General features: G+C 44.0%; 24 protein-coding genes and 1 pseudogene. 17 read left to right on the top strand and 8 right to left on the bottom strand.

Annotated elements, in window-relative coordinates; translation table 11 throughout:
- Nucleotides 1-43 precede the first annotated feature (43 nt).
- Complete coding sequence (locus RH86_RS13380) at nucleotides 44-343, top strand: isoamylase early set domain-containing protein (RefSeq protein ID WP_009386697.1); 300 nt, start codon at nucleotides 44-46, stop codon at nucleotides 341-343.
- Nucleotides 344-607: 264 nt separating this feature from the next.
- Complete coding sequence (locus RH86_RS13375) at nucleotides 608-1,861, top strand: peptidoglycan DD-metalloendopeptidase family protein (protein ID WP_009386696.1); 1,254 nt, start codon at nucleotides 608-610, stop codon at nucleotides 1,859-1,861.
- 94 nt (nucleotides 1,862-1,955) lie between these two features.
- On the opposite strand, the gene RH86_RS13370 is transcribed toward RH86_RS13375, so the two are convergent.
- The 3 genes from RH86_RS13370 to rodA all read right to left on the bottom strand — a co-directional run bounded on the left by RH86_RS13370 (nucleotide 1,956) and on the right by rodA (nucleotide 4,614).
- On the bottom strand, nucleotides 1,956-2,723 hold the full coding sequence (locus RH86_RS13370) for a helix-turn-helix transcriptional regulator (RefSeq protein WP_009386695.1): 768 nt from the start codon (nucleotides 2,721-2,723) through the stop codon (nucleotides 1,956-1,958).
- 33 nt (nucleotides 2,724-2,756) lie between these two features.
- Complete coding sequence (locus RH86_RS13365; RefSeq protein ID WP_009386694.1) at nucleotides 2,757-3,287, bottom strand: YbhB/YbcL family Raf kinase inhibitor-like protein; 531 nt, start codon at nucleotides 3,285-3,287, stop codon at nucleotides 2,757-2,759.
- A 217-nt stretch (nucleotides 3,288-3,504) separates the two neighbouring features.
- Nucleotides 3,505-4,614, bottom strand: coding sequence for a rod shape-determining protein RodA (gene rodA, locus RH86_RS13360; protein WP_009386693.1), 1,110 nt, complete (start codon nucleotides 4,612-4,614; stop codon nucleotides 3,505-3,507).
- A gap of 753 nt (nucleotides 4,615-5,367) precedes the next feature.
- On the opposite strand from rodA, the gene RH86_RS13355 reads away from it, so the two are divergent.
- From RH86_RS13355 to RH86_RS13345, 3 genes are all read left to right on the top strand, one after another.
- On the top strand, nucleotides 5,368-5,580 hold the full coding sequence (locus tag RH86_RS13355; RefSeq protein WP_005595240.1) for a cold-shock protein: 213 nt from the start codon (nucleotides 5,368-5,370) through the stop codon (nucleotides 5,578-5,580).
- A gap of 364 nt (nucleotides 5,581-5,944) precedes the next feature.
- On the top strand, nucleotides 5,945-6,511 hold the full coding sequence (locus tag RH86_RS13350; RefSeq protein ID WP_009386692.1) for an NAD(P)H-dependent oxidoreductase: 567 nt from the start codon (nucleotides 5,945-5,947) through the stop codon (nucleotides 6,509-6,511).
- Between the two features lie 5 nt (nucleotides 6,512-6,516).
- Nucleotides 6,517-7,722, top strand: coding sequence for a NupC/NupG family nucleoside CNT transporter (locus RH86_RS13345; protein WP_009386691.1), 1,206 nt, complete (start codon nucleotides 6,517-6,519; stop codon nucleotides 7,720-7,722).
- Nucleotides 7,723-7,806: 84 nt separating this feature from the next.
- Here RH86_RS13345 and RH86_RS13340 read toward each other — a convergent pair whose 3' ends face one another.
- Nucleotides 7,807-8,487 carry a Crp/Fnr family transcriptional regulator gene (locus tag RH86_RS13340; protein WP_009386690.1) on the bottom strand — a complete coding sequence of 227 codons (681 nt, stop codon included), beginning with the start codon at nucleotides 8,485-8,487 and terminating at the stop codon, nucleotides 7,807-7,809.
- 305 nt (nucleotides 8,488-8,792) lie between these two features.
- On the opposite strand from RH86_RS13340, the gene RH86_RS13335 reads away from it, so the two are divergent.
- Nucleotides 8,793-9,524: a nucleoside phosphorylase gene (locus RH86_RS13335; RefSeq protein ID WP_009386689.1), complete on the top strand. Its 732-nt coding sequence runs from the start codon at nucleotides 8,793-8,795 to the stop codon at nucleotides 9,522-9,524.
- Between the two features lie 165 nt (nucleotides 9,525-9,689).
- On the opposite strand, the gene kch is transcribed toward RH86_RS13335, so the two are convergent.
- Complete coding sequence (gene kch / locus RH86_RS13330) at nucleotides 9,690-10,898, bottom strand: voltage-gated potassium channel protein (protein WP_038219697.1); 1,209 nt, start codon at nucleotides 10,896-10,898, stop codon at nucleotides 9,690-9,692.
- Between the two features lie 172 nt (nucleotides 10,899-11,070).
- On the opposite strand from kch, the gene RH86_RS13325 reads away from it, so the two are divergent.
- The 5 genes from RH86_RS13325 to RH86_RS13305 all read left to right on the top strand — a co-directional run bounded on the left by RH86_RS13325 (nucleotide 11,071) and on the right by RH86_RS13305 (nucleotide 14,167).
- On the top strand, nucleotides 11,071-12,075 hold the full coding sequence (locus tag RH86_RS13325) for a CorA family divalent cation transporter (protein WP_009386687.1): 1,005 nt from the start codon (nucleotides 11,071-11,073) through the stop codon (nucleotides 12,073-12,075).
- A gap of 144 nt (nucleotides 12,076-12,219) precedes the next feature.
- Nucleotides 12,220-12,699, top strand: coding sequence for a hypothetical protein (locus RH86_RS13320; RefSeq protein ID WP_009386686.1), 480 nt, complete (start codon nucleotides 12,220-12,222; stop codon nucleotides 12,697-12,699).
- Between the two features lie 42 nt (nucleotides 12,700-12,741).
- Complete coding sequence (locus RH86_RS13315; protein WP_009386685.1) at nucleotides 12,742-13,173, top strand: hypothetical protein; 432 nt, start codon at nucleotides 12,742-12,744, stop codon at nucleotides 13,171-13,173.
- Entirely contained in the window at nucleotides 13,170-13,673 is a 504-nt protein-coding gene (locus RH86_RS13310; protein WP_009386684.1) for a DUF3592 domain-containing protein, read from the top strand. Before RH86_RS13315 ends, RH86_RS13310 begins: the two co-directional genes overlap by 4 nt.
- Nucleotides 13,674-13,705: 32 nt before the next feature.
- Nucleotides 13,706-14,167, top strand: a complete 462-nt coding sequence (locus RH86_RS13305; protein WP_223296350.1) for a hypothetical protein — start codon at nucleotides 13,706-13,708, stop codon at nucleotides 14,165-14,167.
- A 92-nt stretch (nucleotides 14,168-14,259) separates the two neighbouring features.
- On the opposite strand, the pseudogene RH86_RS20815 reads toward RH86_RS13305, so the two are convergent.
- Nucleotides 14,260-14,514, bottom strand: a pseudogene (locus tag RH86_RS20815) (amidohydrolase); the annotation flags it as partial.
- On the opposite strand from RH86_RS20815, the gene RH86_RS13295 reads away from it, so the two are divergent.
- The 6 genes from RH86_RS13295 (at nucleotide 14,443) to RH86_RS13270 (ending at nucleotide 20,774) form a co-directional block, all read left to right on the top strand.
- Entirely contained in the window at nucleotides 14,443-14,784 is a 342-nt protein-coding gene (locus RH86_RS13295; protein WP_009386681.1) for a hypothetical protein, read from the top strand. The pseudogene RH86_RS20815 and the gene RH86_RS13295 sit on opposite strands and share 72 nt — an antisense overlap.
- 280 nt (nucleotides 14,785-15,064) lie before the next feature.
- Nucleotides 15,065-16,447, top strand: coding sequence for a sensor domain-containing diguanylate cyclase (locus RH86_RS13290; RefSeq protein WP_223296348.1), 1,383 nt, complete (start codon nucleotides 15,065-15,067; stop codon nucleotides 16,445-16,447).
- A 182-nt stretch (nucleotides 16,448-16,629) separates the two neighbouring features.
- Complete coding sequence (locus RH86_RS13285) at nucleotides 16,630-17,367, top strand: response regulator (RefSeq protein ID WP_009386679.1); 738 nt, start codon at nucleotides 16,630-16,632, stop codon at nucleotides 17,365-17,367.
- Complete coding sequence (gene creC, locus RH86_RS13280) at nucleotides 17,364-18,806, top strand: two-component system sensor histidine kinase CreC (protein WP_038219678.1); 1,443 nt, start codon at nucleotides 17,364-17,366, stop codon at nucleotides 18,804-18,806. The genes RH86_RS13285 and creC overlap by 4 nt, the downstream gene beginning before the upstream one ends.
- A 119-nt stretch (nucleotides 18,807-18,925) precedes the next feature.
- Entirely contained in the window at nucleotides 18,926-20,335 is a 1,410-nt protein-coding gene (gene creD, locus RH86_RS13275; protein WP_009386677.1) for a cell envelope integrity protein CreD, read from the top strand.
- Nucleotides 20,325-20,774, top strand: coding sequence for a DUF2809 domain-containing protein (locus RH86_RS13270; protein WP_009386676.1), 450 nt, complete (start codon nucleotides 20,325-20,327; stop codon nucleotides 20,772-20,774). The genes creD and RH86_RS13270 overlap by 11 nt, the downstream gene beginning before the upstream one ends.
- Nucleotides 20,775-20,958: 184 nt before the next feature.
- On the opposite strand, the gene norW is transcribed toward RH86_RS13270, so the two are convergent.
- Nucleotides 20,959-22,137, bottom strand: coding sequence for an NADH:flavorubredoxin reductase NorW (norW, locus tag RH86_RS13265; protein ID WP_009386675.1), 1,179 nt, complete (start codon nucleotides 22,135-22,137; stop codon nucleotides 20,959-20,961).
- A 13-nt stretch (nucleotides 22,138-22,150) separates the two neighbouring features.
- Nucleotides 22,151-23,674, bottom strand: a complete 1,524-nt coding sequence (gene norV, locus RH86_RS13260; RefSeq protein WP_009386674.1) for an anaerobic nitric oxide reductase flavorubredoxin — start codon at nucleotides 23,672-23,674, stop codon at nucleotides 22,151-22,153.
- Nucleotides 23,675-23,735 lie beyond the last annotated feature (61 nt).

The raw sequence follows: 23,735 nt of genomic DNA, 5'->3' as shown, positions 1-23,735 counted from the left end.
TATATTGATTAAGCAAATTTTCTTGTTGTTAATGGAGTAATACATGATTAATAAGCGTTTCTTTAAAACCAAGGACGAAGTGGAAGTCACGTTTGAGTTACCGGAAGATCAAGTGGGGCAGTCAGCTTGTTTAGTGGCGGATTTTTCTGATTGGCAACCGATCGTGATGAAAAAAGTCGTCAAAACTAAATCGTACCGATTCAAAACTCGCTTGCCAAAAGACCAACAGTTTGAATTTCGCTACTTGGTCGATGAAAGCCGTTGGATTAATGATCCAAACGCTGATCAATACACACCAAATGGTTTTGGTGAAGACAATGGATTGCTAACCACTTATCAATAATAAATTCAATAAGTTGGTGTTTACTTACCTATAGAGTGAATAAAACAAGGCGCATGATAGCGCCTTTTTTGATCGCATAACTAGTACGATAGGGTGACAAAAGAAGTAGAAATCCGTAATCTTATAACGATTTTTCCGCATCGTAGGGTGTGGACTTTTGCTATGTATTACATGAATTAATGAATAATTAAATTGTTATAAGGTCAAACTGTGCAAGTAAGAACGATAAAAGCGCGCGTTTCTGAACTTACGAAACGCAAGAGAATGATGCTTTTGAGCTTACCAGTAGTTGCGATTGTTGCATTGACGACTCTGGATGGCACAACCAATAAAATCCGCACGATTGATCTTTCTCTCAACGACACTCAATTAGTCGATACCATTCTTAACGAAGCCGTTGAGAATGTCGATATGCCGGATTATGAATACCATATTCAAACCGGTGATAATTTAAGCTCTATTTTTGACCGTCTTGGTTTTGCTTACAGCGACATGATGAAAATCATGGAGACGGATCTTAACTTTTTAGCACTTGATACCTTAAAGCCTGGTAACACGTTGCGTTTTTGGCGTGACGAGCAGACTAATAGTCTTGCGAAGATGGAACTTGAGTTTAGCTTGGTTGAGCGTGCGGTTTATACTCGCACCGACGATGGTAGCTACGAGTTTACTGACGTTAAGATTCCCGGCGTGTGGAAAGAGTTCGCGTTGGTTGGAGACATCAACGGTAGCTTTTCTCAGTCAGTCAACAAGCTAGGTCTTGGAAATGCCGAGATTGAGCAGATTGTTAGTTTGCTTAAAGATAAAATTAACTTCTCTCGTGATTTGCGCTCTGGTGATAAATTTGAAGTGGTGCAATCGCGTCAGTATGTTGATGACCAACTCACCGGCAATCGAGAAATTCAGGCGATTAAGATCTTGAACCGTGGTGGTGAATATACCGCTTACTTGCATGAAGATGGCCAATATTACGATAAAAATGGTGACAGTTTACAACGTGCTTTCCAGCGTAAGCCTATCAGTGGAAACTACCGCTTAAGTTCTAATTTCAACGCTCACCGTAAACACCCAGTGACAGGACGCGTTTCTCCACACAATGGTACAGACTGGGCAACGCCAATTGGTACGCCGATTGTTTCCACAGGTGATGGTGTCGTGATCATGACGCGTAAACACCCATACGCAGGTAATTATGTGGTAGTACAACATGGCAGTACTTATAAAACACGTTATTTGCACTTGAGTAAAATTCTGGTTCGCAAAGGACAGAAAGTGACTCGTGGACAACGTATTGGTTTGTCAGGTAATACTGGACGTGTTACTGGGCCGCACATTCACTATGAGTTGATTGTTCGTGGTCGCGCAGTCAATGCGATGAAGGCAAATATTCCGATGGCAAGCTCGGTATCGAAAAAAGAGATGCCAGCGTTTGTCGCTCGCCGTGATAAGTATGATGAGATGCTGAAACAGCAAGAGATGAAACTTGCTCAGCAAGGTTCATCAAGTAATGCGAGTTGATATTGCATGAGTTGAGATAGAGAAAGCGAACCGAATGGTTCGCTTTTTTTTGCAAAAAATAACATCGTATCTACGCTATGGATGGAAAACCTGGCTAGAGCGTCATTTGATACTGGCGCGGAGTTAAGCCAAATTGCTCTTTGAATCGCTGAGTAAAACGCACTTCAGATTGATAGCCACAGGCAAGCGCGGTATCCATCTGGCTGAACTTTCTTTGCAATAAACCGAGTGCATGAGACATGCGGATTTCGGTCAATATATGTCGGAAGCTCGTCTCTTCTGCGGCGAGTTTTCGGGTTAGCGTTGCCCGACTCATTGCTAAGTGCTGCGCGGCGATTTCGATCTTATGATCATCGCCGGGAGCCGCACTCAAATAAGTGGCGAGCTTATCGCGAACCAGCTGATTTTCACTAGGAAACAGAAGGTGTAGAGCGTCGATGTGACGAAGTTCTGCATAGAATGCCAATAGCAACTGTTGCTGAGTGTGTGCAGAAAGATTTTTGTTAGACATGTCACAAATGATCTCAAAACAATAGCGCAGAGCATCCGTGACTTTAACCATCGGCGGAGCAGCACTAAGGGATACCTCTTCATTTAGCCACTCTGCTGGAGGTGGTTGGAAAAAAGTCACCGCACGCGCATTGAAAGCATTCTGCATTGGGGTATTAACGAAAGTGAGATACTGGCCTGCGGGTACCACAAGCCAGTTTGCACGATTGAACTCATAGGATTGCTCTTGCCACCAAAGTTGCTTGCGGCCTTGCTCAACCCAATAAAGTGTTGGGGCATGAATGAACACATTGTGTAAAGGCTGCTCTCTTTTGCCTCGAAAATGTGCCACGTGTAGTAATGATTTATTCATGCCCTTTATCCTTTTTTCTATACGTGGTTTGAATTACTCGTTGACGTAAGTCGCGGTAATTTTCGCTTTATCAAGTGCACTCGAGTTCAGCATAAAGCCGATCAGAGCATTCGATGCACCTTGTGGCAGTTCAAGTTTCTCTGTTGGTAATGCAAATACGGTGAATTCGTAGCGATGCATTCCTGCTCCTTTTGGAGGACAAACGCCACCAAAGCCTTTCAAGCCATAGTCATTTTTCATTTCATTAGCTTTGATAGATTTGCCTGAAACACCTCGTTCAAGCGTAGTGACGTTTGCAGGAATATCGACCGCAACCCAATGCCACCAACCGCTGCCTGTTGGTGCATCAGGATCATAAGCGGTGATAGCAAAGCTTTTTGTTCCAGCAGGCACATCGTCCCAGCTAAGCTGTGGCGATAAATTATCCCCGCTACAACCAAAACTATTAAAAGCAAACGTATCAGCAATTCGTGAGCCTTCTTGAATGTCTTGGCTGGTTAAGGTCATGGCTGAACTGGCAAATGAAGCAAGAAGTAGTACTGGTGCAAGTTTGATAAATTTCATCTTAGTTCCTTTTTAGGTTTCGGCTACGGGACTAATAATAGAAATAAACCTCGCAAAATATAGCACAATAAAACTCATTGATGATTCTGATTTTTTACATTTGAGTTTTTCAGTAAGTTTGGAACTGTTCAAAGTATGAGGGTAATCTTGAAGAAGAGAAAGAAAAAAGCCAGAGATGAACTCTGGCTTTTGTTTTTTTGCAACTGAATGGTGCTAATTAATTGGCATGACCCATCGCAGAGAATGGGGTGCCAGCTTTGCGTCTTCTTGGTGCGAGCGCCATGATAATGCCAAAGCAAGCACCTTGGGTGATCATTGCAGTACCACCGTAGCTGATAAAGGGTAACGGGCTACCCATTACTGGTAAAAGACCACTCACCATTCCCATATTGATAAAGGCGTATAGCATAAAACTCATCGCCAGTGCGCCAATCACCAAGCGGCCATAAGCCGAGTCGCTTTGGCTGGCAAGCCATAATGTGCGGCCAGCGATAAAGAGATAGGTTGAGATTAAGGCAACGCTACCAAAGTAGCCCCATTCTTCCGCAAAGGTCGAAAAGATAAAGTCAGTATGACTTTCTGGAATAAACCCTAGCTGCCCTTGTGTCGCGTTCATATAGCCTTTACCGCGAATGCCACCAGAACCGATCGCGACTAAAGATTGAATGATTTGATACCCAGCGCCAAGTGGGTCCGACTCAGGGTTAAGAAATTGAGTAACACGCATCTTCTGATAGCTCTCCATGAAGAAGAACCACAGTACTGGAATTGCCGTGGCAACAATCGCAATCACTGACGCAATAATTTTCCAACTCATGCCGCCAAGAAAGAGCACGAACAGTGAGTAAATGACGGTAAAGATTGCACCATCAAGATCGGGCTGAATCACAATAAGTCCGGCTGGCATTGCCGTGAGCGCTAAACAAAGGCCGATTTTTTTAAACGTTGGCGCCCCAGGGTCTTTAGCAATTAGCCACGCAGCCATCATGGGTACAGCAACCTTAACGAGTTCGGAAGGCTGGAAGCGAATCGGACCAAGGGCGAGCCAACGTTTCGAACCATTCGTTGCATCACCGGCAATTACAACAGCCAGCAGCAATAGTACCGTTAGGGTAAACAAGGGCGGCGCAATGTCGCACAGCTTTTTCGCCGGCACCGCTGAAAGCACGATTAATGCACCAATGGCAATCACAGCTCGCGCTAAATGACGTTCTAAAATAGGCTCACTAAAACCACTAGCGCTCCAGACGCTAATACTACCCGCGGCGATCAAAAAACAGATCGCAGCAAGCAGTGGATAATCTAATTGGGGGCGAATACGCAGCACGGGCGAAACATCTAAAATGAATAGTGATGCGAAATTTAATCCTGATTGATAGGAAAGACAATAAACAATTGCAGAGGGAAAGGTAAGTTTTCCACATAAATTGAGAGGTTATGAGCCATGTCGCCTAATTATGCCCTTATATTTGTGGTGTAAATATTTGTATTATAAAGAGTTACCCTGTTAACTAATCATAAGCCGAACTCAGATGTCGGTTTTGGACGATGGTTCTAGGTGGTCGGTATTATTAAGTCGGTAGTCGTTGCCGGTAATTTATCAGAGGGGATAAGAGCGTTACTAAAGAAGTGATGTGCATTTGAAGTCTGGTGAGCAAAAGCAACAGAGAAAATAAAGCAGGGAATGACGGTATGGCTGACAAGCAGAATCGAACAATTTCCCCGATTAATGCGACTGAGCATTGAGAGTTCAAAAAATAACGCGGTGCTTTTTCGAACTATTAGGGCAAAGATCCATCTAGGCGCTTGAAAGTTAGACATTCATAACATTATTGAACAGAAAACCATAAGAAAAGTAAAAAAAAGACTATACAAAAAACAAGCAGTGGTTATTATACCGCTCAGTTGTTCAAAGAGTTATTAAATGCAGCATCAAGTACAAGTAAAACCTCAAGTATCAAAACACAGTTTTTGTCGCTAGGCGTTTCCCTTTTATTTAAGCGTAACATGATATAATTCAAGAAGTTAACATACCGTTAACAATGAACTCTTCTTAAATTAAATAAATAAGGGGCATAAAATGTCTAACTCAATTACTGGTACTGTAAAATGGTTTAACGAAACTAAAGGTTTCGGTTTCCTAACTCAAGATAACGGCGGCGCAGACGTATTCGTACACTTCCGCGCTATCGCTTCTGAAGGTTTCAAAACTCTTAACGAAGGCCAAAAAGTGTCTTTCGAAGTAGAACAAGGTCAAAAAGGCCTTCAAGCTACTAACGTTGTTGCACTATAATTAGCGCTTCACGTAAGAATAAATAGAAGGTCGCCTAGGCGGCCTTTTTTGTATCTGAAATTTGGCGATACTCACTTGTTCCACATAATAACGAGACTTTTTCGTTTCCCCGTTCTCCGTTTAATCCTTTGTTTCGCCCCCTTAACTTCTTCGTTAACTAGCCAATGTGGTAATTTTTGACCTGACGCCAAACAAGAGGGACTTTTGTCCTCTTGTTCTTATCACCCCGGCGTTATGCTTATCCGCAGATTTATTAATACAACAAAACATCCGGCAGCTCTTGGTTAGCTCCGCCTCGCTTATTTCAGTGAAATAACGACAACAAGCCAAGTTAACAAAAGCTCGAACAACATAGGTAACCCCAATGAACGTACTGGTTATTAACGGTCATCCTAATTTAAATAACTCCTTTGCGAATAAAGAGATCCTTAAACTGCTTGCGCAGAAAACCGATTGGCAGATGACTCATGCATCAGACTTTGCAGGGAATGTGAAAGTTGAGCAACAGCGCTTGTTAGAGGCGGATCTGGTGGTCGTGCAGTTCCCACTTTACTGGAGTACTTTTCCTTCCGTTATGAAAGAGTGGATCGATCAAGTGTTCACTTATGGTTTTGCGTTTGGCCCTGATGGTAGCCAGCTTAAAGGCAAGAAATTACTATTTTCAATTACGGCAGGAGCAACGGCTGAATCGTATTCAGAAAGTGGCTTTAACTTCATGCCGCTTGAGAACTACCAACGCGCGTTTGAGCATGCCTTTAAAGCGGCGGAAATGAATATTATCGATACCATCGTGACATTTGAGATGAATGCGATTCCTGAAGAGGGCGGTGATGTTGAAAAAACCATTGAGCTTGCACAGCAACACGCAGATCAAATCATCAATGCAGTCAGCCATTCAGCACAAAATGCAGTAAGCACTCACGTAGGATAATCATTATGTTTCAATCACTCATTGGTATTGCCGTACTTCTCGGTGTTGGATTCCTGTGCTCTGAAAACAGAAGTCAAATTAGTTGGCGTGCCGTTGTTGGCGCGTTTGGTATCATTCTAGTTGTTGCTGGATTTGTGCTTGCGACAGAGATTGGTGCTGGTGTTCTTTTGGCGGTTTCAAATACGGTTGGTAACGTATTTAGCTATGGTGCGGAAGGGATTAAGTTCGCCTTCGGTAGCTTGGTTAACTTCAGTGTCGATGGCATTGGTTTTGTTTGGGCACTGCAAGTACTACCACAGATCATCTTTACTGCTTCACTGACTTCTCTGCTTTACTATTTGGGTATCATGCAGTGGTTTGTGCGCATTATTGGTGGCGGATTGCAACGTGTGTTGGGTACTTCTCGTGCAGAATCGATGAATGCGGCCGGTAACATTGTATTAGGTCAAACAGAAGCGCCATTATTGGTAAAACCATACCATCGCGTTCTTACTCGCGCGCAAATTTTTGCCATTATGGTTGGCGGCCTTTCCTCTATTGCGGGTTCGATTTTGGCTGGCTTAGCGGGCATGGGCGTTGATCTTAACTTCCTTATTATGGCCTGTTTTATGTCGGCCCCTGCCGGTTTGATGTTTGCCAAATTGATCATTCCGGAAACGGAACCAACCATTGATGAAGTGCCAGAATTACCAGATAACGAAAGGCCAACCAGTTTCATTGATGCGATTGCTAAAGGCGCAATGGCGGGTATCTCAATCGCAGCGATTGTGGGCGCGGTCATCATCTCATGTATTGGTTTGATGGCGATGCTGAACGGCGGACTAGGTGCCATCGGTGACTTCTTTGGTTTTGAAGGCCTAACCGTTGATGTGATCCTTGGTTTGTTATTCTCTCCGGTTGCATGGTTGATTGGCGTACCTTGGAATGAAGCGATGGATGCAGGTGCATTCCTTGGTCAAAAAATAGCACTAAACGAATTCGTGGCGTTTGCTAGCATGGGCGCGGTTGAGCTGAGTGAGCGCACCACCGCGATTATGACGATTGCTCTGTGTGGCTTTGCCAATATTGGTTCTGTTGCCATGGTATGCGGTGCGCTAAGCAGTATGATCCCAGAACGTGCAGGGGTTATCGGCCAACTAGGAATGAAGGTACTGCTCGCTGCAACACTAGCAAACCTAATGAACGCTGCGATTGTTGGTTTATTTGTCTAGACGTTGAATTAAATCGTTAATCGTCAAGCTAAAGCGCCAGCTTGCATTACGCAGGTGGCGCTTTTTATTGAGTGTGATTGGTACTTATTCGTGAGTATCGATAAATGCTTTAAGTGCTTGTTCGTCGACAATTTCTAACCCTTGTTCCCCTTTACGCACCAGATTCTTATCCATCAGAGTTTTTACGGCGCGGCGATAAACTCGTCCTGACGTGCCGAACCGTTCTGCTTCTTGATTCACCTTATCAAAACCATTCAGTGCCGGAGTAGTACGTTGTTGTATTAACAAATCATAAGCAATGTTATAGCAGATGGGATGGAGCAAGCGGTTAGTATAGATATCTAGAGAATCCTGATAGTCATCAGCCAATGCAGAAGCAAAGAAAAATAACATCTCGGGTTGTTGATGCAGCAGTTCGGTGAGCTTTTTTATACAGATGATGTCAATCTGCATATGTTCATCGGCCACGACATTCCACTGACAAGCTGTTTGGGTGAAAAACTCCATCTCGCCAAAAATATGATCATCACAATGTGCTTTTCCGAGTTGAAAACGACGTCCATTGGCGGCGAGAATACTCATCGAAACCCGTCCCGCCGGCACCACATAGATATGATCCAATGGTTCGCCTTGGGTCAAAATTGCTTCGCCGGTATTGAAATAGCGAGTTCCAACCTGACATTGATAGATGAAAGCGCGAAACGCGGTGCTTTTTTGCTCAAGTAGGGATTTAAAGCGCCCGGTTGGGGCTGGTTTGATTCTCATTACGGTCTCATGCTTGGTCTTTTCCGAGGATCGCTAAGCCAACTTTCATCTGACGAACGACCTTTACTTTTTGTCACTGATATCAATCTCACATTCTCGTGAAATCTAACAATTACAATAGCTTTAAAGTGTTTTGGTAGGACAAAAGTCCTCCTTTATCGCGGAGTAATTCGCCTAATATTGCGCTAGTTTAAACGCATTATCACTAGACTTCGATATGCCGAACGAGAAATTTGCTGAGAGAATCATCACTAATCGTTTGCGGTCACATGACGAGTCACTGAAAACAGAATAAGAGGAACCCCATGCTTAAACAGCCCCATATTGGCGTCGATGCAACGCAAGTTGCTCCTTTGGTTATAGTCTGTGGTGAGCCTGACCGTGCTAATCGAATTGCCTCACTCTTTGATGACGCAAAAATGGTATCGGAGAATCGTGAGTACCGTTTATTTAGTGGGCAATACCAGGGTGTGCTAGTGTCGGTATGCAGTACCGGTATTGGTGCGCCTTCAATGATTATTGCAGTAGAAGAGCTGAAACAGTGCGGAGTGACCCATATCGTACGTGTGGGTTCGGCAGGGGCAATGCAAGACGGAATTCAACTCGGCGAATTGATTATTGCAGAAGGGGCTGTCCGTGATGAAGGGGGATCTAAAGCCTATGTTGAGGCCGCATACCCGGCTTACGCAAGTTTCTCACTGTTAAAAGCGTTAGATGACTATCTAGCTGCTCAATCAACCCAGTGTCATTTTGGTGTAGTGCGTTCTCACGACAGTTTTTATACCGATGAAGAAGAATCTATTTGCCAGTATTGGAACAAGAAAGGCATTCTTGGCGCAGATATGGAAACCTCGGCTCTATTTGCGGTTGGGCGCTTACGTGGAATCAAGGTTGCCTCAGTGCTCAACAATGTGGTGTTGTATCAGCAAGATGTTAAAGATGGGGTCGATCAATACGTGAATGAAGCTGAAAGTATGATGCAAGGTGAGAAACTTGCCTCACTCGCCGCGTTAGAAGCATTGATTGCACAGTCGTAAAGGCTGATGCCACATACCACCAGAGTATATGACCTCGGATAATAGAGCAGGCAATTAATCTCCTTACGTGACACCCTGCTATCACATGCACGACAAAGTGGCCGCCTTTGTGGTGCATATGATGGCCCCTCGTTCTGAACAACGCTTACGTGAAGCGAATGAAGACTATTTCTTATCAAACAACCCGTGACCTGAGTTGAGCAGCATCGAAACCAATCGGTCATTATCTAGCGGTTCTCCAGACATGACGCTGGCTAATATTTCACTGCCAAATAGCAAAGGTGATAAGACCACATCTGCTTTGACCTGCTTCACCTTGTTCATATTTTTCGCATCATTGACCGCTAACACCGTCTTCGCTTCTGGATAGAGATCGCGTGCTGATAACACAATAAACGCGTTATCGGCATCGTCATCAGTCAGGGCGAGCAAGGCGCGACAATGTTCTATTCCCGCTGTCTGTAAGACGGTGTTATCAGTGCAATCACCGGACATGATATCCAGCTTACGGCTGGCGCGTTGTTGAATTTTAGGAAAATTTTCCTCTGCTTCACTGGTCAGAATCATTACGTTAAGCCCACGGTCGAGAAGCTGGTTTGCCGTGGCGATAGCCAGTACAGATGTCCCGCAAACAATATAGTGATCTTTTCTATTCATTTTCTCTTGATTACCTTTAACTAATCGATTCAAGCCCCCTCTGATTAAAGGGCCGAAGACGGTGGTGACGGAAGTGGCAAAGACAGTAATGCCCGCAATAATCACCGATACCGTGAATAAACGAGCTGGTTCACTGATCGGGACAATGTCGCCATAACCGACGGTTGTCATCGTCACAATTGAGAAGTAAAACGAGGTGGTCAAATCCGTGATAGCTGGGTGAAAATCCTGACCAAAGTAGAGTGCGCCGTAGGTGGAATAAAACAGCAGGACGGTAAAACTGATAAACGCGAAGATCCCACCAGCGGTGGCACTGGAATGATGGAAGTCTTTTCCCAGTAGCAATAAGCTGATTAAGGTGACGATGCCAAGGGTGAGACTATGGGTTAATTCCGGGAAGAAGTGCCACGTAAACACGAGTGAGATCGATAACAGTACGATGCTCACGGCCCAAGCAATGCGGGCTCGAAATAATAAGCCAAACGCATTGATCATTAAGAAAATGCCAAGCAAGAACCAAGGACCATTGGCAATGTTAGCCCAATTTATCGAGGCAAAGCTCTTAACTTGAAATAGCCCGATAAGGTTAAGTGATGAGCCCCATACGCTGGCAAGAATTAATAACCCGTTAATGAAGACCGCAAATGCGACCAAAACATGACGTAATTTTCGCCAAAATTCGCCCCATTTTTTCCAGAGTTGAGAAGGAATGTTCAAGGCAATGACCACCAATAAATGATTACGAAACCAGACTATAGCGCCATAACGGCGATAGCATAGCTGCTAGTATATAAGAGAGAGCGACATTGTCTTAATTGTAATACACAATAACAAGTTACGAACAGGCAATCTCGATTAAGCTCTGTCTAGATATTAGCTAAGGATCAAAATGCCGATAATCACACGACTGAAAAACCGAGTATCAAACAGTATCGACGATCAAGTAGAAACGTGTTGGATAGATGTCGATCTATCAAAACCAGAAGATCAAGAGTGGCTTATTTCACAGAGTCAGCTCTCGGAAGAGTTGGTGGCATTTTTGCAGCGAGAGAACTTCGTCAATCATCGCAATCTCCATGATGGCAGTGTGTTAATCGCACTGAAAGTCAGTGGTGAAAAGCCAACTATTAATCCTATCGGTTTGGTGGATTTAAAAATATTTATCGATGCTCATCGGATCATTACGATTCGCTATCATCCTGTTATAGCGATAGATAAAACCTACGCGTACTTGGAAAGTGTATGCTCAGATGCGAAGGCAGCACTCCATTGTGACGCTTCTTCATCGGCAGAAAGAGAGATGCAATATGATGCAAAAGTGATGGATGTATTTTGTCATATCATCAATAACTTGATAGATCATATTGAAAAAGTCACCTTTACCATCTCGGACCAAATTGCCGTGCTTGAAGATCAATACTTTGATACTGGTGAAGCGTTTGATTCGAGTTTATTACTCAAACTACGGGGAGATATCTGCAAAACGAGGCGGATACTCACGGTATTACGCAACACCTTGTTCATTCGAATTGAAGATCCTAGTTTACTCATCGACAGTGAAGATAAAAGTGCATTGGTGAGAGCTTCCAGCCATGTCACGTTGCATTTGAATAATCTGGATGACTTACTATCGCGTATCGATATGCTGCAAAACCTCGATAATACCAAACTCTCTGAAGCGATGTCTCAGTCGAGCTTTAGCTTGACGATTGTTGCGACGGTATTCCTGCCACTCACTTTTGTGTCTGGTTTACTGGGTATGAATGTGGGTGGGATCCCTGATACCCATAACCCGTGGGGATTTTGGGCAATCACTGCGGGTATGCTGTTATTGGCAATTACCTTGTGGATCACGCTGTATCGCCGTTTGAAAACGATTCGTTTTAGGCGCTAACAGTCTCCATTACCATTTTAGATTAAGCCATTGATTTTTGTTGCATATTGATTCAAACGTCAGCATTATTCTGTTTCACATTACATCATTCCGTTGACTTATAGGTATGATGGTTTCGTTCGTTAAAGGATATTCAGGCTGGTTATGAGTTGTTTTGCCATATTAGAAAAATCAGATATTCAAATTGCCGTAAAACTCAACAAAGTAGATGCTGAAAGTGAGCTAGAGGCTCTTCGGCTGGAGGGATACAAGGTAATTGTGGAAGAAGTGGATGCTGAGGATTCAAGTGATGCTTTGCTCAAGGCTAAGCAGCTAAAGCAAACTAAAGCCACAGCGAAGGTAGATTTCCAGTCAAAATACAAAACAGGCCTAGTGGTCGGAAAAATTATCGGCGTGATTGGTTGGCTGATGGTGATTGTCGGCCTGGAAAATATGCTCGCAGGTTCGGTTCAATCGATGGATCAGTATATCTGGAGCTATGGAATCATGTTTAGTGCCATGTTGCCGGGCTTTGGTATCTTCCTTTCGGGTCTATTCTCCGTTGCGGCAAGTCAAGTGATCAAGGCGACCGTCGATAACGCCGATAATACGCATCGAATTTATCTGCACCTTAAAGGTGAGTAGCGACGACAACGCGCTTATTTAGACCTGACACAAGAATAAGTTATGAACATTATTTTCATTGGATTGGTTGCTCTTTCAGTCTCCCCTTATACATGGGCGAATCAAAGTACAGATGTGAACCAAACGAACCATTTTGACGGTTACTATGAACGCTACATTGGCGATAAACTCGATAGCGATAGTGCGGATATAGAAGTCATTCAGCAAGAGAACGGGGATTACTTAGTTTCAGGCTCCGCTGTTTGGGTGATGGACGTATCAGCGGGCAGTGTGAATGTTGGTGACATCTATGGTGTGTTTCCGTTAGAGGGGAATCGTCTGCAATATGATCTCAACGATTGCCAGATGACGCTCACCTTTACACCACAAGCGTTAGTTGTGAGTGATGACAATTTGATGTGTGGCGGTATGAATGTCTCCTTTAATGGGACTTATCGTAAAAATTCCAATGAGAAAATAGGAAAACCGCAGTGATAGGTGCAAGGCTTTCGCAAGTCCCAGGTGTACTCTGGATGGTATTGGTGATGTGTATTTTCGGTGTCGTAGGGCCACTTTATCTACTTAATCAGTTTAATGCTTCTTTTGAGTGGCCGACAACTAAAGGGATGGTGGTGGATACTTGGTTAGAACGCTACTACAGTACCAGTAGCGATCACGTGTATTACAACGTCGGTGTTGAATATGTGTATACCGTTGACGATGAGATCTATCACAAGAAAGACAAGAACGATGTCACAGGGATTATTCCCGACTATTCGCTCGAAGAAGCAGAAGCCCTCGCCGCTGAGTTCCCTCAAGGGGAGATGGTTGATGTTTATTACAACCCAGACCGCCATAGCTCTGCAGTCTTAAAACCGACAAAAAATTTGATTATGTTGATTTTTCCTGCGGTATTCGGTTCTGTCTTGCTCGTCGTCTTGTACGTGATGTACCGCTTGATGCGCGTCAAACCCCATGAGTTTTGGGACGAGTGAACAATGCGAAGTTCGATTTGGATAAGCTTGTAATGACGGTTAGATTTGAATGCGATCAAGCACGGTTAGAAAGCAGAATTAAGCACAGTACCAAAGCGGCATATATGATGCTGCTTTCCTGCGGATTTATTTACTATTTTGAGCCGGTATGGTTAACGGCTATTCATCCGTGGTTTGGCCCGCTGATATTTGGCTCGCTATTTTTGGCATTAAGCACGATTGAAAAACAATCACGTGGCGATTTAGATTGTCATCGTGGTGAAGTTATTTCAATTAATGAAAATAGGTTTGAATTTCATCAAGCTTCATCGGGTTATACATTCGAGAAAAGCTTGGATGACATCGAGAGTGTGACTATTAGTCAATGGCTCGGTGTTCCGCGTATCAAGGTACGTTTCTCGGATAACCAATTCTATCAGTTTAAGTGGTTTAAAGATTCTTCTGAGTTGTATCAGCTTTTAAATCGTCGAGATGAGTGGCTCAAAAAGGGTTAGGAGCCATTCTAATTTGAGTGATATACCGATACGGCTGTGATGGCAGCCGCAGTCGTCTGTGCTTTGGTTAAAAGCCGCCATTAAGTTAAGCGTCAAATATTCTCGTTTTGATAAATCGTTTTTCCATCTTTGATGGTGCCTTTCTCCTGCTCTTCAAAATTTTTATAAGCGGAAATTCGATGATGCTCGCCAAGCGTGTCGCCGCTGCGAGTTACACGATTTACCGCAGACCACATGTTAGTCATCATATCTGGAAACAATACAGGCGCGTCCATGTGGATAGTGAAGGGCCGTTCTACCGAATTGCCCAACCTATTACTGAGAACTTCCCCTGTATGGATGTCCCCTTTGCTAAGGTGTCGCCTAAGTTGCTGGTGGTCAGTAATAACGATCTGTTGTGCGAGTTAATAAAACATGATGGTTGGGCTGCAATGCCCGAAGAGTATATGTATAGCTATATCGAGTCGGGCCAGCTGGTGGAAGTGAAGTTGAAAGAGATGCGTGATAGCCGATTAATTTCATTGAATGTGTTTTTCCCGATAGGCAAAGATGACCAAGTGGTATATTCCGACGCTATCGCTTGGATAGTGGAAATAGCACGCGCTTCGCTCAAGTAGCGAGCGGTCTGGTTGGGGAAATTTGGCGACTCTTATGCCGTTTGTAATGAAGTTATCAGTCAAAAAACTCATCGTATCGAGTAAAAATTTTAATTAACAAACTCGATCGTCTCGATCAATCAATTCGATCGATAAATGAAGTCATTACAACAATAAAAAACTTTTGTCATGGTGATTGGTTATAATTATCGCTTGATATTCAATTGTGCGTATAATCTTCTATTCTTTGCTGGCATTAAACATAGTTCTATCAATTGGAAGGTGGAGCAATAAATATTAGATGGATTCTAAGTATGCGTTAATGATGCAGAAATCAGATTTACTTGGAATAGTAGTAATGAATAGAATTATAAAAGCTATATTCATAATGTTTATTTTTATACTAACTGAATTTTTGGTAGTTGAGTTCAGTAAAATAAATAATGGAAAAGAATCAAGTCGAGTGATTAGCGCCGTAAATAAAGAAATGAAGGCGATATTCAGTGATGCATTGATTACCTCTGAAGTATTAAAAGAAATGGTTGTCCTTTCAGAGGATAATTATCTTTCTTTTGCTGAGTTCAATAAGTTGAGTCAAACTTTACTATCAACTTACAGTCATGTTGATTCTTTACTGTACCTGCCAAATGGTGTTGTGGAGCTGGTGTATCCTTATGAGGAAAACAAACGAGCAATTGGCCACAATGTACTAAAAGATAAGAGTAGAAAACTAGGTGCGATGGAGTCGGTTTCAGGTAGTATTAACACTATTATTGGCCCAGTAACGTTAGTTCAAAACGGAAAGCAAGCATTCATTTTACGTAAAGGAATTTCCGATGAAGGTGAATTTATTGGTTTTTCTTCATCGGTCATCTATTTGGAATCAGTTTTAAAGTCGCTCGATAATATACTGAAGAACAATCATGTATGTAACTACAAAGTTGTTGGTTATGACCCCGATAATTCAAATTACTATGATAAGACGGTTATTGAAAAGGGTGTTGTAAATTCTCAAGTTCATAAGGGGGTTATTACACTCTTTAATACTAATTGGCAAATATCGATATCACCAGATGATGCGGGGTTGTTGCCTAGATTTGTTGTTTTTTCGACATTATTGTTGGTGGTTTTGTTGGTTGCATCACCGATTAAATACTTTAATCAGTATCGCCGCTCGGAAGAGGCTCGTTACAACTTCCAAAAAGAAGCGCATACGGACTTCCTTACGAACTTGCTTAATCGACGAGGATTAGAAAGCCGCTTTGAGTCCTTAAAAAAAGAGAATGTTTCAGGGGCTGTTGCTATTTTTGATATCGATTTTTTTAAGAACATTAATGATTCTTATGGGCATGAAGTGGGTGATATTGTGTTAGTCCAGTTCTCTAAGCTTTGCGCGGCAAATATGAATCCTCAGTTCACGCTTTCTCGAACTGGGGGAGAAGAGTTCGTCATGTTGATGCCCCATTTCGATCAACATCAAGCTCGGCAATATTGTGAACATCTTCGAGAAGCGGTAGCTAAAGCGCCATTTTTCATCAAACATGTACATATCAATGTCACAGTGAGTATTGGTATCGCATGTTTTAGTACGGCAGATTGTATCGAAAATGCATTGAGTGATGCTGATGATGCACTCTATGAAGCAAAGCGAACTGGCCGAAATCGAGTTTGCCTGAAAGGTTGAAGCTATAGGCTAAGGTGATAGCATTTATTGCGGCTAGTAGAACGATTGCTAGTCGGCATCGCTTTCTTTAGTCGTTATAATGTTCACGTTGGTTTTTGTTTCAGCTATACAAGAGAAAAAGTTCGATATATTGCCATGAGAATGCCAAATTCCCCCAACACAAACCGAGCGGAGCCAAGAGATTGAGCGATAAACTCACCGTTGTCATTATCGAAGATGAGCCAGCGATTGCTGACAACCTTATTCATGTTTTAGAAATGGATGGTTACCACACCCAGTGGTTTGCAACCGCGGGTGAAGGTTTAGCTTTTCTGCAAGCGAACACTGCTGATCTGTTGGTGTTGGATGTCGGTTTACCTGATGGAAATGGCTTTGAATTGTGCAAAACCATTCGTGATTTCTCCAATATTCCCATCATCTTCTTAACCGCTCGAAACGATGAAATTGATCGAGTGGTAGGGCTGGAAATTGGCGCGGATGATTATGTTACTAAGCCGTTCAGCCCCCGAGAAATGGTCGCACGGGTGAAACTGCGCATTAAAGCGCGTCAAGCAACAAGCCAAACTCAATCGGCACCCGCGCCAATAACGAGTGATCAAATCGCCAAGCAAGAACCGCAGATTTCTATGATTGATACTTTGCAGGCGCAAAACTTTGATTACTGTATCAATGGTCAACCCCTTGGCCTGACAGCGGTCGAATTTAAAATCCTTGATAAGTTAATCACGGTCAGTGGCAATGTGCTCAGTCGTGAACAGTTGATGGTCGCTGCAGATATGGCAGTCGAAGCGGTATATGAGCGTAATATAGATACCCACATCAAGGCAATTCGCAACAAACTTAAACCCTTTGGTTTTGCTGAACGTATCGGCACGAAACGTGGTTTTGGTTACTTCTATTTAGCGCAGGGCGAGCTATGAATCGCTGGCCGAAAATCCCGCTAGGACTGAGACTTTTCTCCCTCTACTTCATCTTGGTGGGTATGACGGCTTATATGGTCAGCACCACGGTGATCCGAGAATTGAAGCCGACGGTGCGCCAAACAACTGAAGAAACCTTGGTTGATATGGCAAATTTGCTTGCTGTGTTGGCAGAAGAGGACGTCGCCAATGGGCAGTTTTCAGAAAGCCGCTTTGCCAAATTACTCGCAGCGTATGGTCAAAGAGAACCACAAGCGCGTTATTGGGAATTAGGTAAAAAAGCCATCAATCACCGTATTTACATCACCGATAAGCAAGGCATCGTGATTGCCGATTCTTGGCAACAAGATGTCGGTAAAGACTATTCGCAATGGAATGATGTTTACTTAACCTTGCGTGGCCAATATGGCGCGCGCAGTACCACTGAAAACCCCAGTGATCCTTCTTCAACGGTCATGCATGTGGCTGCGCCTATTTATCATGATGGCGAGATCATCGGTAGCGTTACTGTTGCAAAAGCGAATCGTTCCGTTCAGCCTTTCATTGACCTCTCTCAACGTAATGTATTGTATTGGATGGTCTTGATGAGCGGCTTAGTTTTAGTTGCAGGGGCGCTGTTCTCATGGCGTATCCACTCGGCTCTTAATCAGTTAGAAAACTATGCTAAGAAACTGGGTCAAGGTGATAAAGTCGCCAAGCCCACTTTTCGCGTTTTTTACGAATATGGCACCTTGAGCGATGCGCTAGAAAAAATGCGCAATCAGTTAGATGGTAAACAATATGTGGAAGAGTACGTGCAAACGCTGACACACGAACTAAAGAGCCCGCTCTCTGCAATCAAAGGCGCGAGTGAGATCTTACAGATGCCACTACCGCCAGAAAAAATTACTCGTTTTGCCAGTAACATTGAGCGCGAGAGCGACCGCATGCAATCGCTGATTGATAAGTTGTTGGAGCTTGCTCGATTGGAAAAGCGACCACAGTTGGAAGTGCATGAGCCGATAGAACTTGGCTCGGTGATCAATGACATCGTACAAGCGTCTGATGCTCGTTTAGTCGCTAAGTCAGTGCAAAGTACTATTGATATCGCCCAACCGATTCAGATCTCGGGTGATGCCTTCTTGTTTAAACAAGCGTTGTTTAACCTGATGGATAACGCGCTGGATTTTGTCGAGCAAGGCGGGGACATTCAATGGCAGGCGATGGAGAAAAATGGATTTGTCGTGTTGTCGATCTACAACTGTGGCCCGCATATTCCAGATTATGCACAGGCGCGTCTCACAGAACGCTTCTATTCGTTACCGCGTTCAAATGGGGTAAAAAGTACCGGGTTAGGGCTTAATTTCGTCGAACAAGTGATGAAGTTACATAACGCGAGCTTGAGCATTGAGAATGTCTCGCAAGGGGTCAAAGTGACGCTGAAACTCCCGACGGTGTAATCACCCACACATAAGTTGGTGGTTTATTGACCGCTAACTCCATCAAATCTCCACATTAGCTCCATTCAGTCTTCAAATTGGTGTTTTACCATCTAAACATCAATTTAGGAGAGTGCCTCGTGGGAAAAATAACCAAAAATCATATTGTTACGAAATTTGCATTTGTGCTTTTTTTGTTCATCTTGTTACAAATACCTGTTTCTATGGTCAGTAATCTGATCTCGGAACGCGCCGATCGCCAACACGATGTTAGGCAGGAAATTGCGCGTAGTAGCAGTGGCGAACAGCGTATCATCGGCCCGTTTATTCACGTCAATTATACCGAGATGGATACCCACGAAGGCAAAGCTTATTTGAGTGAACGTGAAGCCTTTCTGTTGCCAGAAACGTTTGATATGAATGCCAATCTTGACAGTTTCGCCAAGTATCGAGGGATCTATCAAGCGCGTTTGTTCAAGGCTAACACTCAACTTAAAGGTCAGTTTGATTTGCGTCCACTGCGAAATCTGCATAACGGTAATGTTAAATCGATCAGCTTAGTGGTGGGTATTCGTGATAGCCGTGGACTGCTGAAACTCAATGAAATGACCATTGGTGACCAACCTATTTCGGTTATTCCGGGCACAGATGTAGCTCAATTCACCCAAGGATTCCATACACCGCTCAATTTTGATCAGTTAGATATTACTCAGCCGCTAGCGTTTGATCTCAACTTTTTACTGCAAGGTATGGGACAACTGCAAGTCACGCCAATTGGCAAGACCACTACAGTTGAGCTTTCATCGGAATGGCCACACCCGAGTTTTACCGGTGATTATCTGCCAATTTCATCGGATATTTCTGATGTTGGTTTTACGGCGCAATGGGCGAGTAACAACTTTTCTTCCAATATTACTCAACTGTTCCAGCGTTGTATGGCTGACTCTGCCGCTTGCTACGAGCTTGAGCGCCGTCAAATGGGTGTGGATTTGATTGACCCAGTTGATCACTATTTAAAATCGCATCGCGCTATAAATTACTCGCTATTGGTGATTACGCTCGTCTTTGCTAGCTTCTTCCTTCTGGAACTGTTCCAAGCACGTATGATGCACCCAATCCAGTATGGCTTTGTCGGTCTGGCATTAGCGCTGTTTTACTTGTTGCTGATTTCGCTAAGTGAGCACATTGGTTTTAATTGGGCTTACCTCATTTCTAGCCTTGCCTCTACTGGTGTATTAAGTCTTTATGTCAGCGGTATGCTGAAAAATAACAAGCAGGGTATGGTGTTTGGCGCCAGCCTACTGCTGCTCTATGGCTTGTTGTTTGGTCTGCTACTCGCGGAAAGTTACGCTCTATTGATGGGTACGCTGTTGTGCTTTGCCATTCTTAGTTTAGTGATGGTGCTGACGCGTAATGTTGATTGGTATGAGCGTAGCCAGAGAATGCGCCCTTCTAGTCATGATGATGTCCAAAGTGATGAAACGCCCCTTAGTGCTGAGCAAAAGGGTCAATACCAAAGCCAAGATGAGAATAAGTCGGATGATAGTTAACTCTGAAAGTAGAGCGCAGTCGGCAATGAAACCGATTGGTAATGATAGGGTAGGGCTGTTTGCCTACCTGCGTTTTTCGACACGCTATGCGTTGGTTAGCCTTTGTTGGCTGGTGGTTTTGGTCAATATTGCTTTGTTTGTTGATGATGGGTTTATCAGACCGACGTTAGGGGATGTGCTGGTGGTGGTGTGGCTTTACTACGCGATTCGTAGTGTGGTTGCTCTGCCTACGCGCTGGATTGCAGTGATAACCGTTATGATCGCTTATTTAGTGGAGCTCGCTCAGTACCTAAGAGTGCCATCATTATTGGGCTTAGAGCCGGGTTCACCACTGAGTATCATCTTGGGCGCGACGTTTGATTGGTGGGATCTCACCGCCTATTCTGTTGGTGGAATGGTGTGCTATTGGATGGGGAAAATGGAGGTCAGACATGGATAATTCTACACTTCGTACTCGGTCTCAAAGCAGAGTTGGTTATAGGAAAAGAGTACGAGAGAGTTTGCTTGAGAGAGTCATTCGTTGGGCGGAAAAGAAAAACAGCGCATAGCCAATACGGCTTTAATCTGACAGAAAAAACGGTGTTGTATCATCAACACCGTTTAGCTTGAAATCTTCTATTTGGTTATCTCTGGCTTTTTGGCGCTAGCGACAATTCTCGAAGCAAAGGAAAGGCTTGCGATACCTGCTCTGAGGTAACCACAAAGCCAACTAGATTAGCGTTTTCATCTTTTGCTCTGGCAGTGATGCCACTAGAGGTAAATTGTACATCCCAACTTGCAACCTGCTCGAAGTTACCCGCTAATTGGATCGGGTAGCTTGGCGTTTTCACCTTGACCATCATTGCTGGTAAGGTGAGTTGCGCTTCTTGACCTAACAAGTGCTTGGCTAACACGTTAGCACTTAATACGATCGGTTGCAGATAGGGCATCATGCGGCCTTGGATCTCGGCACAATCGCCCAGTGCATAGATACCTTGCTGCGAGCTTTGTAATTGCGCATCAACACAAATACCTTTATTAACCTCAATGTCTGCTTCTTGCGCCAGTTGCGTATTAGCTCGTAACCCCGCCGCACAAATCACGGCATCAACATTAAGTTGTTGTCCATTACCGAAGGTGACGGACAGGCCATCATCACCGTTGATATTGGAGTGTATGGCTTGAACCGCAGTGCCAAGGGTGAGCTCAATCCCTTGTTTACGCAGTTGCTGCTCTAATGGTAAAGCCACAAATTCGGGAACCAGACTAGCGAGCAGGCGATTATTTGGTTCCACAACATTAACCGTTTTACCGCTGCTGGCGAGATCCATGGCGATCTCAACGCCAATCAAGCCGCCGCCTATTACTAAGAGGCGCTCGGCTAAACGAAGTCGGGTTTCAGCGGCTTGGTACTCTTGTCGCGAGTTAAGCGTGATCACCTGACCGAGCGCATCACCTTGCATCGGTGGTATAAAGGCTGATGCGCCAGTAGCAAAGACAAGCTTGCTGTACGAGTAGCCGATACCATCGACAAACAGTTGTTGAGTTTGGCTATCGATGCGTTCAATTGGGCTATTGGCGTGCAGAACAACATTATGTTCGTGCGCAAATTGCTCACCACTTTTTATGACTAAGTCGCTGGCGGTTTGTTGCTTACTAAATACATGGCTGAGATCGGGCTTGTTGTATTCAGCGCCATCGTCAGCGGTAAACAGGTTAATCGTAACCGGTGGCTCGCCTGTTTGCAGCTCAAGTCGGCGAATTGCTTTTACCAATTGGTAAGCGGCAAAGCCGCTACCAATAATCGTAATCGGTGCTGTCATCTTTCTATCACCCTTACGCTGTGCATTCAGCACTTTTATAGTCGACACGGTTGTGTTCAACAAATACATCCTTACCGAGATGACATTCAGGGCATAAGAAGTAGTCTGGCACGTCTTGCCATGGAGTGTTTGGCTCCACACCTTGGTTTGGCTCACCTTGGGTCGGATCGTAAACCCAATTACACACAGTGCAGATCATGCATTGGCAATCGGCTGGGTGCGAAGCGTGCTCCTCTGCTAGAGCGGGTTGTTCGCTATTCACTGCTTGCTCAAGATCCACCGGTGAAGCGGCAGGCGCTGGCGCGATAGAATTGAATGTACTGGCGACATTAAAATTGCCATTTTTCGCCCATAGTTTGGCGATGTTCTGCCCATGTTCGCGACATTCACGCATTGCCTTACCATCTGGTCGCCATTTGGTTTTCAAGCTAATCGCTGTTTCAAAACCAGCATCGGTTAAACGTGCGTGAATGCGATCGACTGCGCCGCCGTTCCAGCCATAGCTACCAAAGGCCGCAGCTTTTTTGCCTTTAAAGCGCAGGCCGGTGATTTCTTCCAACATACCGGCTACTTTTGGCATCATGACGTTGTTCATGGTGGAAGAGCCGACCAAGATGCCTTTAGAGCGGAACACGTTAGCCAGAATGTCGTTCTTATCGTGTTTGGAGACATTGAATACTTTCACCGCCACCGCAGGAGCGACATCGTGGATACCTTGCGCAATGGCATCCGCCATCATGCGAGTATTATTTGACATCGAATCGTAGAAAATGGTGATGCGATCTTCTTGGTATTCGTCAGCCCATTCTAAATATTGCTCGATGATTTGAATTGGGTTGTCACGCCATACAATGCCGTGCGAGGTTGCAATCATATCGACGGGCACATTAAAGCTTAATACTTCTTTGATTTTTGCCGTTACCAAACTGCTAAACGGAGTAAGGATGTTTGAGTAGTAACGTAGGCACTGTTCCATTAACTCATTTTGATCCACTTCGTCGTTAAACAATCGCTCATCACAGTAGTGCTGACCAAAGGCGTCATTACTAAATAGCACTGCATCGCCAGTGATGTAAGTCATCATGCTGTCTGGCCAATGCAGCATTGGCGCCTCGATAAAGATCAGTTGTTTGCCATTACCAATATCAATGCTGTCGCCGGTTTTAATGGTGTTAAAATTCCACTCTGGGTGGTGGTGATGACCGACAATTGAATCAATTGCCGCTTCGGTACAGTAGATCGGCGTGTTAGGAATTTTCTCCATTAACGCAGAAAGCGCGCCTGAGTGATCTTCTTCGGCATGGTTGATGACGATAAAATCGATCTGTTTAAGGTCAATTTCCATTTCTAAATTTTGGATGAACTGCTGGCTAAAGCTATGGTCGACAGTATCAATCAAAACGGTTTTTTCTTCGCGGATCAGGTAGCTGTTATAACTGGTACCTTTAGTCATTTTATATTCTGTACCATGGAAGTCTTGAACTTCCCAATCGCGTTGACCTACCCAATGAATGTTGTTTTTAACATGAATTGTCATGATGACTACCTTACAAAATAACGAAATAAATAAACTCACTGACTAAGTCATTGCATTGAGT

It is taken from the genome of Vibrio sp. N418 (assembly GCF_000222565.1).
GTDB classification, from domain to species: Bacteria; Pseudomonadota; Gammaproteobacteria; order Enterobacterales; family Vibrionaceae; genus Vibrio; species Vibrio scophthalmi.
Note: the sequence above shows the minus strand (reverse complement) of the source record. Positions and strands in the feature narration are given on the sequence as shown.